The 15,788-nt window shown below is 62.1% G+C and carries 14 protein-coding genes; 3 read left to right on the forward strand and 11 right to left on the reverse strand.

Annotation, left to right across the window (positions count from 1 at the left end; all coding sequences use genetic code 11):
• Nucleotides 1-73 precede the first annotated feature (73 nt).
• From AC5ZGW_RS42705 to AC5ZGW_RS42720, 4 genes are all read right to left on the reverse strand, one after another.
• Nucleotides 74-235 (reverse strand): hypothetical protein, encoded by a 162-nt coding sequence (locus AC5ZGW_RS42705; protein ID WP_496114106.1) that lies wholly within the window; start codon nt 233-235, stop codon nt 74-76.
• A 115-nt stretch (nt 236-350) separates the two neighbouring features.
• Nucleotides 351-1,679, reverse strand: coding sequence for a glycosyltransferase (locus AC5ZGW_RS42710; RefSeq protein ID WP_130229684.1), 1,329 nt, complete (start codon nt 1,677-1,679; stop codon nt 351-353).
• Between the two features lie 579 nt (nt 1,680-2,258).
• Entirely contained in the window at nt 2,259-2,963 is a 705-nt protein-coding gene (locus tag AC5ZGW_RS42715) for a glutathione S-transferase family protein (protein ID WP_130229685.1), read from the reverse strand.
• A 77-nt stretch (nt 2,964-3,040) separates the two neighbouring features.
• Entirely contained in the window at nt 3,041-3,679 is a 639-nt protein-coding gene (locus AC5ZGW_RS42720) for an HD domain-containing protein (RefSeq protein ID WP_130229686.1), read from the reverse strand.
• 110 nt (nt 3,680-3,789) lie between these two features.
• Between AC5ZGW_RS42720 and pdxR the strand changes: the two genes are divergently transcribed.
• Both pdxR and AC5ZGW_RS42730 read left to right on the forward strand, forming a co-directional pair.
• Nucleotides 3,790-5,193, forward strand: coding sequence for a MocR-like pyridoxine biosynthesis transcription factor PdxR (gene pdxR / locus AC5ZGW_RS42725; protein WP_130229687.1), 1,404 nt, complete (start codon nt 3,790-3,792; stop codon nt 5,191-5,193).
• A gap of 251 nt (nt 5,194-5,444) precedes the next feature.
• Nucleotides 5,445-6,401 carry an NADP-dependent oxidoreductase gene (locus AC5ZGW_RS42730; protein ID WP_130229693.1) on the forward strand — a complete coding sequence of 319 codons (957 nt, stop codon included), beginning with the start codon at nt 5,445-5,447 and terminating at the stop codon, nt 6,399-6,401.
• Nucleotides 6,402-6,677: 276 nt separating this feature from the next.
• Here AC5ZGW_RS42730 and AC5ZGW_RS42735 read toward each other — a convergent pair whose 3' ends face one another.
• A complete protein-coding gene (locus AC5ZGW_RS42735) occupies nt 6,678-7,607 on the reverse strand; it encodes a c-type cytochrome (protein WP_130229694.1) in 930 nt (309 codons plus the stop codon).
• Between the two features lie 283 nt (nt 7,608-7,890).
• Between AC5ZGW_RS42735 and AC5ZGW_RS42740 the strand changes: the two genes are divergently transcribed.
• Nucleotides 7,891-8,313: a CHRD domain-containing protein gene (locus AC5ZGW_RS42740; RefSeq protein WP_130229688.1), complete on the forward strand. Its 423-nt coding sequence runs from the start codon at nt 7,891-7,893 to the stop codon at nt 8,311-8,313.
• Nucleotides 8,314-8,581: 268 nt separating this feature from the next.
• On the opposite strand, the gene AC5ZGW_RS42745 is transcribed toward AC5ZGW_RS42740, so the two are convergent.
• The 6 genes from AC5ZGW_RS42745 to AC5ZGW_RS42770 form a co-directional block, all read right to left on the reverse strand.
• On the reverse strand, nt 8,582-9,031 hold the full coding sequence (locus AC5ZGW_RS42745; protein WP_028163618.1) for a c-type cytochrome: 450 nt from the start codon (nt 9,029-9,031) through the stop codon (nt 8,582-8,584).
• Between the two features lie 189 nt (nt 9,032-9,220).
• On the reverse strand, nt 9,221-11,530 hold the full coding sequence (locus tag AC5ZGW_RS42750; RefSeq protein WP_130229689.1) for a xanthine dehydrogenase family protein molybdopterin-binding subunit: 2,310 nt from the start codon (nt 11,528-11,530) through the stop codon (nt 9,221-9,223).
• A 133-nt stretch (nt 11,531-11,663) separates the two neighbouring features.
• Nucleotides 11,664-13,193: a murein biosynthesis integral membrane protein MurJ gene (murJ, locus tag AC5ZGW_RS42755; protein ID WP_130229690.1), complete on the reverse strand. Its 1,530-nt coding sequence runs from the start codon at nt 13,191-13,193 to the stop codon at nt 11,664-11,666.
• Nucleotides 13,194-13,236: 43 nt separating this feature from the next.
• On the reverse strand, nt 13,237-14,388 hold the full coding sequence (locus AC5ZGW_RS42760) for a DegT/DnrJ/EryC1/StrS family aminotransferase (RefSeq protein ID WP_130229691.1): 1,152 nt from the start codon (nt 14,386-14,388) through the stop codon (nt 13,237-13,239).
• A gap of 30 nt (nt 14,389-14,418) precedes the next feature.
• Nucleotides 14,419-15,435 (reverse strand): Gfo/Idh/MocA family protein, encoded by a 1,017-nt coding sequence (locus AC5ZGW_RS42765; protein WP_130229692.1) that lies wholly within the window; start codon nt 15,433-15,435, stop codon nt 14,419-14,421.
• 260 nt (nt 15,436-15,695) lie between these two features.
• Nucleotides 15,696-15,788: hypothetical protein (locus tag AC5ZGW_RS42770; protein ID WP_496114107.1), on the reverse strand; the 93-nt coding region annotated here is incomplete at its 5' end.

A 15,788-nucleotide genomic window follows, 5' to 3' on the forward strand; every position in this document is an offset into this window, starting at 1 on the left:
CCAAGGCTTCCTCCTAAAACAAAGCCTTGAATCACGTTCAATCTGATTTGAGAATCCCAAGAGTCCACACGACCTAGTTGACGTGGCCGACTGCCCAGACATAGGCCACTGCGGCAGTGTCGGCGTCCGACAGCTCGGCGCCTCCCTTCGACGGCATGACGCCGGTATAGTTGCGTGGGTGCGGGACGCCGTCGACACCGTCTTGGTGATCGCCGCAAGGCTGCTGTCGCTCCACACCCAATTGCCGGAAGTCAGGTCCGGACCGACTGACGTCCCTCGCGCATCGGCCCCATGACATCCGCTGCAGGTGCCGTTGCTGGCCTCGCCGTGCTGAGGTCGGTATCGTCGATCTACTTCGCCGACAGCAAAGCGGCGCGGGACGGCCGATCAGCCCCGTTCTGAGACACCCGCTTGATCGCGCGGAGAATCTCGCCACGGGTGTCGATGCGCTGGAATTCCTTAGCCATGAGCGAAGCACGTGCGCGATACCTCTCCGTATCGAGTACGGCCCGCACAGCCTCGCGCAGCACCTGCGGCGTCGGCGTGCTCGTCTCAAGGTTGATGCCGACCCCGGACCAACCGACCCGCGCATTCACATCGGCCTTGTCCTCGGTGAGTCCAGCGCAGACCAGAGGAACACCAAAGCTCATGGCTTGGTTGACGCTGCCATAACCTCCATTGGTGACAAATACATCGGCCTTGGACAGGATCCACTCGAACGGCAGATAGCTCGTCAAACGCGCATTAGCCGGAATGGGGCCAGGGATCGTATCGACCGGGCGGCCACCAGCGGTGACGACCACGAGCAGATCCCGCTCGTCGGCCAATCCCACCAGGGTCGGTGTGACCAGGCGGTTGAAGTCGTGGTTGGCCACTGTCCCTTGGGTGACGAGGACCACCTTGCGCCTGCCGTCCAGCTCATCGGCCCAGGGCGGCAGCGGCGCTTGTTTGGGCATAATGGGCGGGGTACCCACGAATTGCACCGAAGCCGGGGCGGGACGCGGAAACTCAAAACTCGGCACCGTCAGCTGCAGATAGGCATCTGCTAATTCCACCATTGCCTCGAAAGGAGGCCTCGGCAGCGACTTGACGCCGATTTCCTCCAGGCATTGGTTCAAACGATGCGCGAGCGGTTGATTGACGACCCTCTCATGTTCCTGGGCAATGGCTGCATACTTCTCGCGCTGCGCCGGGGCTGCCGCCGGAGGCAAGCCGAGGAGTTCTGGCGCCCCGTCTGTCCGAGGCCAATGGAGGATCGTGGTGCCAAAGCAGACAATCGGAGGCCGCTTCGAGCGAGGGCCGAGCAGCATTGGTAGCAGGCCCAAGAAGTACTCATCCCCCATCACCATGTCGGCCGGGACTTCCCGCAGCAATTGTTGCAGGCCCTCGTGCTGCACGAGCATGTGGTCAACAAATAAGCGCTCCTTGGTGACGCGCAACAACTCCAACCCCGGAGGCAGGCTTTTCAGTTCGGGATACTTCGCGAAAGGATCCACCACATCCTGATCTGCGCTGGCAGGAATAGGACGAAATGCTGCACCAATACTGTTGATGCGGTCGCGGAAAGCGCTTCCTGTGAAGGCAACCACCTCGTGACCGTCAGCCAACAGGATGCGCGCGATACCAAGCATTGGATTGACATGACCGGGCGCGGGGGTCGTAGCGATGATGATTTTCATATGATCCTACTCTGGATATCCTGAGACGAAGGCCACTCGAGCCGGCAAGAGTGATCGAGCTGAGTGACGCAACCAGATGTTGGCAGGTTTGCTGTTACGCCCCGATGTCGGATCCGGCGTGAATTGCTACACTCGCAATGCGTCTGGTCACAAAAGCTTGCGTGCAGGAATGAGCAACTCAGATCGCGCCAAGTGCGATCAATCCAATGATTATCTACCAACGCGTCGAGCTGTTGCGGCCGAGTAGAAGCGAGCTCGGCACTGCAGTAGTGCTTGAGCCGGTCAGATCGCGCTGTCGATCAGATTATTCAACGGTCGCTCAAGCTCGCGGACTGACCTGCTGCCGCAACTCTGCACGATATCCGCTTCCCGGCTCATTGCCAGCAATTCAAGCTGCCGGCTGACCTCCCGGTTGGCTTAGGCAAGTCGATAAGCGAGATCTTCGGTGATCAGGGTTTCCTGACCGGGCAGCTTGGCCATTGGCGCGACAATTTCGCAGCCCTGAACTTCGACAGACGGGAGAGACTCAGCAGCATCGTGCGATGCGGTGCAGGGCCGATCAGTGCACCTTCCCGTCTCTCATGGCCTGTGCGGGATGGTCAATCCACGCTGCACCGCGGGCCGCGCCAGGCCGCGATCGAGCCAGGCTGGTACCGCTTGAAGACTGTCGAAGTCGACGAGTTCGCGCGCCTCATAGAAGCCGATCAGGTTACGCACCCAGCCGAGCATGGAAATGTCGGCGATGGTATATTCATCGTCCATGATCCATAGTCGTCCGGCGAGATGCGTTTCCAATACGCCGAGCAGGCGTTTTGACTCGTTGACGTATCGTTGAAGTGGGCGCTTGTCCTCGTATTCACGGCCTGCGAATTTGTTGAAGAAGCCGAGCTGGCCGAACATCGGTCCGATCCCGCCCATCTGGAAATGCAGCCACTGGATAGTCTTGTAGCGGCGAGCCGCATCTGCCGGCAAAAGCTTGCCCGTCTTCTCCGCGAGATATTGCAAGATGGCTCCGGATTCGAATAAGGGCAGCGGCTCTCCGTCGGGGCCATCGGGGTCGAGGATCGCCGGGATCTTGCCGTTGGGGTTCAATGAAAGAAATTCTGGCGTGTGCTGGTCGCCCTTGTTGAAGTCGACCAGATGAACTTCGTAGGGGAGCCCGATCTCCTCCAACATGATCGAGACCTTTACGCCGTTGGGTGTCGGCAGTGAATAGAGTTGCAAGCGATCCGGGTATTTCGCAGGCCAGCGCCGTGTGATCGGGAAATCAGCAAAGTTTGGCATCTCAACTCGCTCTTGCGGCTCGATTACACTTTAAGAGGTGGCAAGCATCACGGCGGGTGAATTCATGGCATGACGGTTCAGCTGAGCCACGGAGTATTGCGTATCCGAACGCAGGCGTTTGGCCTGCGAAATGTGGGATCGTGATCTTCGATATAATCGACATTGACTGTGCCGAACGTGGTCTGGGGCTTCTTCAAGGCCGAGCACGTCTGAACCTGGATGAACTCATTCTTGAAATCACCACGAGGAAACGCGGCAATGACCTGGTCGCGTTGCTCTCGCGTATAGTCGTCATATCCAATGCCGACGACATCAACTAGAACACCTGCGTTGGTGAGAGCTATTTCTGGCCGCATGTATTGGGGAATGCCTGGCGTGGTATGTAAAGCGATTGCTTCCCACACCAGATCCGCTTTCGGATCCGGGATGCCGTGGCTCTTGAGGAATTCGCGGGCTGCATCGGCGCCGTCGACTTCAAACCGTTTCGTATCGGTATGGTAAGGGTGGATAAGACCCAGATCGTGAAACAGCGCTGCGACATAAAGCAGTTCAGAATCGAATTTTAGATTCTGACGAATTCCTTTCATCGCACCGAACACAAATACGCGAACCGAGTGGTTGAACAACATCTCGGTTTCATGTTGCCGCACGAGTTCGGCGGCCTCGCGTGCGATCTTGCTATCGGGGATCTTAACGCCAGAAATAATATCGACCATTATCGAACTCCCGTCTCCGTGTCTGTGGTGCTGGTTGCCGGAAATAGATCGGTCCGGACCTGATCATAAAACAGTACCAAGATTGCCAATTTTGACTGTACCATCGCGCGATGGCTGTCCTCCCCATCCAACTAGATCGTGCCAGAAGGACCCCACTGGCTGCCCAGATCTATTGCGCGATCCGAGAGAGCATCGAGAGCGGGCGGCTCGCGTCGGGCGCGCGATTGCCTTCCTGGCGCGATCTGGCCGCTCAGCTCGGCGTCTCCCGCGGCACCGTGCGTGTGGCCTACGAACGTCTCATCACGGAGCAATTCGCGATCGGTCTCGGGCCGGCAGGAACTCGTGTGGCCGACCGGCCATCCCGATCCTCAACGCCCGAGTGGTCGCCAGAAGCGTCGCCTCTACCGGACCTCTTTTATGAGTTCGGAAGCGCGCCGCGGGCATTTCAGATGGGCGTGCCCTCTCAGGACGCCTTCCCTTTTAAGCTGTGGTCACGCATCCTGACGCGTGAGACCCGGCTAGCCGCGGCTGCGCCGGTGACGTATCCGGATCCGCGCGGCGATCCGGAGCTGCGAAAGGAAGTTGCGGCTTACTTAGGGCTGGCCCGCGGAATTCGGTGCAGCCCCTCTCAGGTGCTCATAACGAGCGGATTCTCCGGCGCGCTCGGTCTGGCTATCCGAGGGCTTCAGCTTGGAAGGATGGGAGCTTGGATCGAAGATCCAGGCTTTCCGCTCACGCGCACCGCGCTCGGCCTGGCTGGCATGCATGTGACAGCTGTCCCGGTCGATGCGGAAGGGCTGGATGTTGCCGCCGGGGTGCAAACCGCCGGTGGAGCGACACTGGCAGTCGTCACACCGGGCCAGGAGGCGCCGCTCGGGATGACGATGTCGCTGCCGCGGCGACTTGCACTGCTCGCCTGGGCTCGGCAGAACGACGCCTGGATCATCGAGGACGATTACCTCAGCGAACTGCAGCTGAAAGGACGGGCGGCCCCGGCTCTTGCATCGCTCGATCATGGAGGCCGGGTGCTGCACATCGGCAGTTTCAGCAAAACGATCAGCCCGGCGCTGCGCCTGGGGTTCATGGTCGTGCCGCCGGAACTGAGTCGTCCGTTCGGTGAGCTCGCTGCTTGCTTGGCACCAGCGCCGGCTGCGGCCGTGCAGCGCGCCGTGGCGGAATTCCTGCGAGAAGGGCACTACCTTCGCCATCTGCGCCGCATGAAGCGGCTCTACGCCGCCCAACGGGAGACTTTGCTTCGTTGCCTGGGAGAGATGGCGTCAGACCCGATAAAGGTACAAGCAACCGCCGGTCTGGCAGTGGTTCTCTTGCTTCCCGAGTTTGCTTCAGACGTGGACATCGCTTTGCGCGCTCTACAGTTCGGCTTGGCGCCGGCTCCCCTGTCGCCGTGGTACATGCAGCCTCCCCGACAGCAAGGATTGCTGCTCAGCGTGACCAACCTCAATGAACGGCGGCTGCCGGCGGATGTTCGCCGGCTGTTGGAATTGGCACGCTAGCACTGCGAAATGAACGTCGCTGCGACCTAAGCAACTATCGATGGTACATTGAGAGTTGCCGATCTTGGTACTGTTCTGGATCAGGCTGCCCCCCATCTTCGATTGGTAACACCGGTTGAAGCGGATGCGCGAGACCGGCTTTGGGTCCATGACCGGCGCACGGCCTTCAAGCCGACTCACGTCTTAACAGGGAGTTCAGAATGGCAAGCAGCCCCGTCGACGATGCGTCCCAAGGTCCTGCGCGCTGCTCCATGTTGGCATGGCGAGTGCACGAATTCGGACCGCCGGAAGTGATGATTTTGGATCGGGTTCCGAGGCCAGTTCCTGGTACGGGCGAGGTCCTTGTCGATGTTCACGCAGCAGGGGTCGGTCCCTGGGACGGCTGGATCAGGGCCGGAAAGAGCGCGTTGCCGCAGCCTCTTCCTCTTACGCTCGGCTCTGATCTGTCCGGAACAATCGCGGCCGTGGGATCGGGCGTATCCGAGATCGCTGTTGGGGACCAGGTTTTCGGAGTGACCAACAGCCAGTTCCTTGGTGCTTACGCAGAATACGCCGTGGCCTCTGCTGGGATGCTCGCGAAGAAACCAGGCTCGCTGAGCTATGCTGAAGCGGCTTCCGTTCCCGTCGTTGCGGTCACGGCGTGGCAAGCTCTGTTCGACCACGCTCGCCTCGAAGCCGGGCAGACGGTCGTCATTCACGGAGCTGCGGGAAACGTCGGAGCCTACGCGGTTCAGCTCGCTCGTCGCGCTCGCCTGCGTTCAATCGCCACCGCGGGGAGCCAAGACATCGAATACGTGCGGTCCCTTGGTGCCGACAGAGTATTGGACTATCACACGCAACGCTTCGAGGAAGAGGTGAAGGATGCGGACGCGGTACTGGATCTCGTCGGAGGCGAAACGCAAATACGTTCCTTTCAGGTTCTTCGCCCGGGCGGCAAGCTGATCTCCGCTGTGTCCCAGCCCGATCAAGACCGCGCAAAGCACCACGGGGTCACCGCAGCCTTCTTCCTGGTGGAAGTGACCACCGAGCGCCTTCGCGAGATTGCCGATCTCATCGATCGCGGTGACCTGAAAACCCGCGTCGGCGCAGTTCTTCCTTTTTCCGCTGCGCGAGACGCGCACATGATGTTGGAAGGTCAACGAGTGCCGCCGAAAGGCAAGATCATTCTCGATGTGGGAGGCTCGGACGAAGCGACCGCGCGCGCTTGAATTGGGGCTATGAGTGTGGCGGCGAGCAGCTGTGAAGGCCGACGGCTCCGCGCGAGTCTGGAACACATGGCCGAGAACGACGCCGGCAGAACCGAAGCTCTAGATTCTTGTTTTCACGCGTTTTCTTCACGCGAACCGGTATCCACTTCGCTCGAAAACGCTCTATCGGGGCGCCACGCGGCGCAGATTTGGAAGGAGTCGCAGGCGGAAATCATCCTCCAACCGTCATGTGTCCGGTTTTCGGGAAACTTGATCAAGCGCCTGTGAGTAAACGCCCTAGCTCCTGCCCCCGGTCCGCTTCGGCGGCGTGGGGCCCTCGACCGGTGGCAGGGATTTAAGATAATCGGCCATGGCCGCACGATCTTCATCGGACAATTGCGACGTGTTCTTGATCACGCGCGCCATCAATCCGCTGGCGCTGTCGCCGTCCGGCAGTTCACCGGTCTTCAGGAAATAGGTGAAGTCCTTCACGCTCCAGTCCGCCAGATTCTTTTGCGTGATATTGGGCACCCAACCCTCACCTTCCGGGTTCGGTCCGCCGGCAAGACGCTGCGCGCTGATGATGCCGCCCAGGAAATTGCGCGGGCTGTGGCACTCCGCGCAATGGCCAAAACTGTTCACGAGATAGGCCCCGCGATTCCATTGCGCGGAGCGCGCCGGATCCGGCGTAAAGGGCTTGTCATCCATGAACAGGAATTTCCACACGCCGATGTTGCGGCGGATGTTGAAGGGGAACGGCACGTCGTGATCGCGCACCTTGCCGGCGACCGGCGGCAGCGTCTTGATGAACGCGAAGAGGTCGCGGACGTCCTCGATCTTCGCATGCCGGTAGGACGTGTAGGGAAAGGCAGGGAAAAAATGGGCGCCCTCCGGCGAGGTGCCCTTCATGACCGCTGTGACGAAATCGGCCTCGCTCCATCGGCCGATCCCGTCATTGGGATCGGGCGAGATGTTCGGCGCATAGAAGGTGCCGAATGGCGATGGAATCGCGAGCCCGCCGCCGAGCCGGGTGCGATCGGGCTGGTCGGGCACGGCGTGACAGGACGAACATCCGCCCGCGTTGAAGATGGTCGAGCCATTGCCAATGTCAGGCTCATAGGCCGGCAATACGCTGGCCGCGAACGTCGCAGGTATGGTCAGCCACCAGTAGACGCCGGCGGCGACAATGCCGGCGAGGATGGCCGCGGGATATATTCGTCGCAACATGGTCCGACCTGTCATTGGAACGTCTTCGAGCAAAGCATGCCCTCGGACTTGATCCGAGGCTGGGCACCGGTTCGTGTGAACGCGTCAAAAACAAAAATCTGGCGCTTCGGTTCAATCAGAACCGAATATGCTCCAGTTCGTCGATCGAACGGCTAATATGGCGAGAGTCTCGGCCATGCGCTTGCTCGAAATTTTCCGCGCTCGCGGGCGATTTTGGGAATAAAGCAGAAAGGCCATTGTTTTGAGGTCGACACTCAGGCCGACGCCAACAGGGAGAAAAACCATGCCGAACAAGACCATGCTTGCCACGCTCGCGCTCGGAGCCGCCGTCGTGTTTGCCGGTCCTGCTCTCGCCGACAAGTACAAGGTGCCGTTGGACGGCAAATCGGAAGTGCCGCCGAACAGCAGCACCGGAACCGGCACCGCCGATATCGACTACGATCCTGCGACCAAGAAGCTGAGCTGGAAGGTGACCTATTCCGGCCTCACCGGTCCCGCCACCGCAGCGCATTTCCATGGTCCCGCCGAAGCCGGCAAGAACGGCGGCGTCGCGGTCCCGATCCCGGATATCGCCTCGAGCCCCGCCGAAGGCAGCGCCACGCTGACGGACGCGCAGGCCGCCGATTTGCTCGCCGGTAAGTACTACGTGAACGTCCACACCGCGGCCAATCCAGGCGGCGAAATCCGCGGCCAGGTCGTGAAATAGGCGAGCCACAAGCGTCCATTCCTGAAGGCGGATGCTGCGGCATCCGCCTTTTTCGTTTTGCACCTAATGAGGTAGATCGGCGGTGACCACGATGAAGCTGCGCCCCCTCTCCCGCCTGCGGCGAGGCGAGCAAAGCTCGCTCCGGGAGCGCTGGGGTGAGGGTGTCTGCGCGAAAAGAACAGAGATTATCTTTGCGCGGAGAGAGCCCCCCGGCGCTATCCGCCGACCTCTCCCGCAAGCGGGAGAGGTGAAGAGCGCAAGCGCCGCATCACTTCAATTTGACGCGATAGGTGTCGTGGCACGCGCCGCAGCGATCGTTGATCGTGGTGTAGGCCACCTTCAACTGATCGAGATTCTTGACCTTGCCCTTGAAGTCACCGATCGCCTTCGTGACCGGCGGGATCTTGGAATCGAAATCGGCCTTGTTCTGCCAGATCTTGGGCGACGACGTGTAATGGGCGTCCTTCACGTCTTCCTTGGGGTTGGTGGCAAAGACGGTCGCGATCTTGGCGACGTTCGTTTCGAGATCGGCGAGCGCCGTATCGACCGCCTTCTGGTCGTAGGGGATATCGCCCTTCACCATTTTCCCGATCACATTGTACATGCTTTTCGCCTGCGCCCGCATCAGGTTGTCCTGCTGAACGGCGATCTCCTGCTGAGCCATGACAGCGCTTGCACCGAGCAGCACGCCACCTGCCACCAAAACCATCCGCTTCATCGGCGAATTCTCCTTTTCGTGAAGCTTGCCGGACGCCGCCGCGCGCGCTTTGCGCTCGCGGCCTCACGCTGGATCATGATCCAGCGCCTCCTTTGAGCATGATCTTTTCGGAAAACCGGTTTCCCACTTTTCCGGATCATGCTTTAGAACCCGTGCGCGGGCGTTTATTCCCGCGCTACGATGTCGTCATCAGAGATTATGGCGTCGCTGCGCCTCGCGGATCGCGATCCAGACCCGCTCGGGGGTAGCAGGCATATCGATGTGGTCGATCTTGTATTCGCGCCACAGGCCCTCGACGATCGCGTTGACGATCGCCGGACATGAGCCGATCGCGCCTGCTTCGCCCGCGCCCTTGACGCCAAGCGGATTGGTCGCACAGGGCACGTTGTGGGTCTCGAACACGAAGGACGGACCGTCGGAGGCGCGCGGCACCGCATAGTCCATGAAGGTGCCGGTGACGAGCTGGCCGTCGGTTGCGCTATAGACCGCCTGCTCCATCAGCGCCTGCCCGATGCCCTGCATCGCGCCGCCGTGAACCTGGCCCGCGAGCAGCAGCGGGTTCAGTGTCACGCCGAAGTCATCGACAATGACATAGTTCACGATCTTGATGATGCCGGTCGCCGGATCGATCTCGACTTCGGCGAGATGCGTGCCGTTCGGATAGGTGCCGTCGGCACTGGCGAAAGTCGCGCTGGCGTTCAGCTTCGACGGATCGACACCGGGGCGCTTGGCGAGATCGGCAAAGCTGATCGAACGGTCGGTGCCGGCGATGCGGATCACGCCGTCCGATATCTCGAGGTCGCCGGCGCTCGCTTCCAGCGCCTGCGCCGCGATCTCCTTCAGCCTGTCGCCGAGCGCAGCGGTGGCGCGCTGCACGCTGACGCCGCCCGACGGGATCGATGCCGAGCCGCCGGTGCCAAGACCTGTTGCGATCTTGTCGGTGTCGCCCTGCAGGATGTGGACGCGCTCGGGCGGCAGGCCGAACTGTTCGGCCACGAGCTGCGCATAGGCGGTCTGGTGGCCCTGCCCGCTCGATTGCGTGCCGATCAGGATCGAGACGTCACCATTGGGGTCGAGCGCGACATTCGCAGTCTCCTCGCCCATGGTGCCGCAGATCTCCACATAGGTCGCGAGCCCGATGCCGCGCACCAGGCCATCCTTCTTCGCCGCCTTGGCGCGCTTGGGAAATTCTTTCCACTCGGCGATCTCCATCGCGCGCTTCATATGCGCGGCGAAATCGCCGGAGTCATAGACCTTCCCGGTCGCGGTCTTGTAGGGCAGCGCCTTCGGCGGGATGAAATTCTTGCGGCGGATCGCATCCGGCGTCATGTCGAGTTTTCGCGCGGCGGCATCAACCAGACGTTCGACAACGTAAGCCGCCTCCGGCCGCCCGGCGCCGCGATAGGCATCGACCGGCACGGTGTTGGTGAACACGGTGCGGACGCGGCAATGAAAGGCCTGGATGTCGTAGAGGCCCGGCAGCATGCCGGCGCCGCCATGCGGAATATAGGGACCGAAGGTCGAGAGATAGCCACCCATGTCGCCCATCAGATCGACGTCCATGCCCAGGAACTTGCCGTCCTCGGCGAGCGCCATCTTCGCGGTCGTGACGTTGTCGCGCCCCTGCGAGTCGCCCATGAAGTGGTCGGCACGGTCAGCCGTCCATTTGACCGTCTTCTTCAACTGCCGCGCAGCGACCGCGACCAGAGCATATTCGCGGTAGGGAAACAGCTTGGTGCCGAAGCCGCCGCCGACATCGGGACAGATCACCCGCATGTTCTCGACCGGGATCTTCAGGATGTTCTGGCAGAGGATATCGCGGAGGCGATGGCTGCCCTGGCTGCCGATCGTCAGCGTCAGATGGTCCTTCTTGGCGTCATATTCGGCGACCGCCGCACGCGTCTCCATGAAGTTGGTGACGATGCGCGGGTTGACGATCGAGATTTCCGCGACCGCATGCGCCTTCGCAAAAGCTTCTTCAGTCGCCTTCTTGTCGCCGATCGAGACGTCGAACAGCACGTTGCCCGGCTTGTCGGGCCACACCTGCGGCGCGCCCGGCTTCACGGCATTGACGACGCCGATCACGGCCGGCAGCGGCGTCCACTGCACGTCGATCGCCTCGATCGCATCACGCGCCTGGTCGATCGTCTCGGCGACGACGAAGGCGACGGCGTCGCCGACATGGCGGACTTCGTCCTTGGCCAGGATCGGATAGGGCGGACCGGTGAACGGATCGGTCTCCAGATTGAACAGGCATGGCAGGTCGCCGAGATCGGCGACCTCGGCCGCAGTCAGGATCAGGCTGACGCCCGGCAGGCCGCGCGCCTTGGTGACGTCGATGGTGAACTTCGCATGCGCATGCGGCGAGCGCAGCACCAGCGAATGCAGCGCCGGCTGCGGCGCGACGTCGTCGGTGTAGCGGCCCTTGCCGCGAATGAGGGCATCGTCTTCCTTGCGGCGTACGCTCTGGCCGACGCCGAATTTGATGGGGGCTGCCATCGTCACTCCAATTGTTGTTGTCCACGCCATCTTGGCGTGTTTCCCGCCATATTGGCGCGGTTGGGAAAGAAGCGCAAACCGCGAATTGCGGAGCTTGGAAGCACCGCAACAAAAAGCTGATTTGACTTGAAAACTATCCGCGCCGCAGGGCGAAGAGCCATCCGCGCCCGAACAGCACCAGGATGGAAAATCCATAGACGAAGGCGCCGACTGCAATCAGGAGCGCTAGGATGGTTTCATCACGCAGCACATGCATCTGCGCGAAATAGACGGCTGCGAATCGCTCGGTCCACCAAAGTGCCCCCGCAAGCACGAGGCCGGAGACGGCGAATTTCGCAAATGTCAACATCATCAGGCGATCGAGCTCGAGATAACCGGCGCGCACCGCAAAGCCGAACACCAAGAGCAGGTTGATCCAGGCGCCTACAGCGGTGGCGAGCGCAAGTCCGATCTGGGCGAGCGGGGCCATCAGGACGATCTTCAGCAGCAGATTGGCCGCAAGCCCGGTCAGCGACGCCTTCATGGGCGTTGCCGTATCCTTGCGTGCATAGAACGTCGCAACCGCGCTGCGGATCATCACGAACGGGATCAGGCCGATCGAATAGGCCGCCAGGGTCGCGGCGGCCGCCGCGGCGTCGGCCTTGGTAAAGGCGCCGCGCGCAAACGCCGCGCGCACGATGATGTCAGGCACGGTGAGGAAGGCCGCGACAAAGGGCACGGTGGCAAGCAGGGTGAAATCAAACGCGCGGCGCTGCGCAGCCGCAGCCCCCACCACATCCTGTGCGGTGATCCGCCGCGACATTTCCGGCAGCAGCACCGTGCCGACGGCAATCCCGATTACGCCGATCGGCAGTTGATAGAGCCGCTCGGCGTAATAGAGCGCCGACAGGGCACCGGCTGCCAGGAAGGTCGCGATGATCGTGTCGGCGAACACGGCGACCTGCGTGCCCATCGAGCCCAGCGTCGCCGGTCCGATCGCGCGGAAAAAGGCGCGGACGTCCTCATCCAGCCGCGGCATGGCAAAGCGCGGCAGCGTGCCGTGCCTCGCCAGATCGCCCGCAAGCAGGAAATATTGCAGGAAACCGGAGATCAGGACGCCCCAGGCCGCAGCGTGACCTGCACTCGGGAAGAAGGCCGCCAGCGCCAGCGTTGCCATCATCGACAGATTGAGGAGGATGGACGCCCCGGCCGCGCTGGCAAAGCGCTGCATCACGTTGAGCATGCCGCCATAGAGCGTCACCATGGTGATCAGCAGCAGATACGGAAAGGTGATCCGCGTCAGCTCGATCGCAAGCTGGCGCTGCTCGGCGTCATCGGTGAAGCCGGGCGCCAGGACGCGCAATGCCTGCGGCATGAAGGCCCAGGCCAGCACCAGCAGGATGAGCTGAGACAAGAACAGCAGCGTAAAGATGCGGTCGGCGAACAGGCGCGCGGACGTATCGCCGCCCTTGCCGTGGACATGGGCGTAAGCCGGGACGAACGCGGTGTTGAACGCGCCTTCGGCGAAGATCGCACGAAAATTGTTCGGCAGGCGCCAGGCGACCAGGAAGGCGTCGGCAATAGGTCCCGCGCCGAGGATCGCTGCGAGCATGATGTCGCGCGCGAGCCCCGTCAGCCGCGAAAGCAGGGTGTAGCCGCCGACCGTGAAGATGCGTCCAAGCATGCGCCGGTTCTAGCCCAAGCACCGGCGCCGCAAAACGGCGAAATCAGGACGAAAGCGCGCCGCGCACAGCCTCGATGATTCGCCCCTGCGTCGCCTCGTCGAGATAGGCGTGAATCGGCAGGCTGATGACGTCGTTCGAAAGCCGTTCGCTGACCGGCAGGCCGCCCTCCGCCACCGGGAAGTCGCGGTAGGCGGTCTGCTGATGCATCGATTTCGTATAGTAGATCGCGGTCGGAACGCCCTGCGCCTTCAGCGCCGCGGCAAAGCCGTCGCGGTCGATGCCCTCGGGCAGGCGGATGGTATAGCACGCCCAGATCGAGCTGCAGCCGGCGGCAAGGCGCGGCACGGTCACGACGTTACCGAGCCCGCGCGCATAGCGCTCCGCGACCTCATTGCGCGCCGCGATCTCTTCTTCGAAAATCTTGAGCTTCTCGAGCAGTACCGCCGCCTGCATGGTGTCGAGCCGCCCGGTCAGGCCCAGGCGCACGTTGTCGTATTTGTCCGAGCCCTGGCCGTGCACGCGGATGCTGCGCAGCGTCTGCGCAAGCTCATCGTCATCGGTGAAGATCGCACCGCCGTCGCCGAAGCAACCGAGCGGCTTTGCCGGGAAGAAGCTGGTCGCCGTCGCCAGGCCAAAAGTGCCGATCCGCCGCCCCTTGTAGGTAGCGCCAAAGCCCTGCGCGGCGTCATCGAGCACGAACAGACCTTCGGCCTTGGCGACCGCAGCGATCGCGTCGTGATCGGCGCTCTGCCCGAACAGGTCGACTGGAATGACGCCGACTGGCTTGAGGCCGCGCGCCTTGGCGGTCGCGATGCCGCGCTTCAGCGAGGCGGCATCCATGTTGAACGTCGTCTCATCGACGTCCACAAAAACCGGCGTAGCGCCGGTCAGCGCCACCGATTCGCCGGTCGCGCAGAACGTGAAGGACGGGCACAGCACCGCATCGCCCGGGCCGACCTTCTTGGCCATCAGCACCATCAGAAGCGCGTCGGTGCCGCTGGCGCAGGCCACCACATGTTTTGCGCCCGAGAACTTTGCAAGTTCCGCCTCCAGCGCTGACACTTCCGGCCCATTGATGAACTGGCAATGGGAGAGCACGCGGGAGACCGCTTCATCGACGGAGGTGCCGAGCCGGCGGCGCTGCGCGGCAAGGTCGATGAAGGGAATGGGTTCTGGGCGCAGATGCTGGTTCATGGGACCTTGCGGGAGGCGTGAGGGAAGCTATCAGCCGGCGACGCGGCGCGGCGCCTTGCGGGCGACGGTCGCGGCGGGCGTGGCCGGCGTTTCCAGACATTTGATCGCGATCTCGAGGCTCGCGACGCCCTCGTTGCCTGATACCGCCGGCTCCTTCCCGCCCCTCACCGCGTCGAGGAACGCAATCAATTCGGCGCGCAACGGTTCGTCGTGGCCGACAGGCAAATGCCGCATCGAATAGCTGCCGTCGGGCTTGAAGCCGAAACACTCCGTGACCTGACGGGTCAGGAGATCGCCCATCACATATTTGCCGCGCGTCGCGACCGTGACGCTGCGCGCCTTGAACGGCGTCAGCCAGTTGGTGTTGATATGCGCAAGCACGCCCGAGGCGGTACGGAATTGCAACAGCGCGATGTCCTCACGCTCGGCCACGGCGCTCGAAAGCTGCGGCTGCACGTCGACGATTTCAGACTCGGTGAACCAGCGGATCAGATCGATGTCGTGCACGGCCAGATCGATGACGACGCCGACATTGGACATGCGCGGCGGAAACGGACCGACGCGGGTAATGCCGATCGAGAGGATGTCTTCGCCCGATATCGCCTGCTTGATCGCGACCACCGCCGGGTTGAAGCGCTCGACGTGTCCGACCATCAGCGTCACGCCAGCCTGCCGCGCGGTGTTGACGATGTCGTTGCCCTCCTCGACCGTGGAGGCGACGGGCTTCTCGACCAGGATATGGACGTTCTGCGCGATACAGGTGAGCGCGATCTCGTGATGCAGATGGGTCGGCGCCGCGATCGTCACGGCATCGACGCCTTCGGCGAGCAACTCATCGAGCGTCGCAAACGCCCGGCACCCGACCAGCGCAATGGCGCGCGCGCGATGTTCAGCCAGAGGATCGACGATCCCGACCAGCGTGACGTCGGGCAATCCCGCCAGCACGCGGGCATGGTTGCTGCCCATCACCCCCGCCCCGATAACCCCGACGCGCAAGGCGCGCCTGATCCCGGCTTTTGCGGCCAACCCCGACCCTTTGGAACTCATGTGGTTACCCCAACAGACTTTTGGTGGCGCCCATCGGTTGCGCGTTCTTCCCCGGACCAGCCTGATTCCACCGAATCAGGCCGCAGCCCTATCCCCTTGTCCTGACGTGCTTTCTTTCCCCGAAGCATCGTCACGCACACGCTATAGCATGCTGTCACAAATGTGGCGAATGCCAACGCGCAAATCCGGACACGTTTTGATTCAAAAGATTACACCGTCTCGCCGGCGATCGGGGACAAAATCGATGCACAGCGCAATCATCAGGTGCGCTGATAGTCGTCCTCGATACGGATGATGTCGTCCTCGCCGAGATAGCTGCCGGTCTGCACCTCGATCAATTCCAGCAGGATCTT

It is taken from the genome of Bradyrhizobium sp. Crot121 (assembly GCF_059512385.1).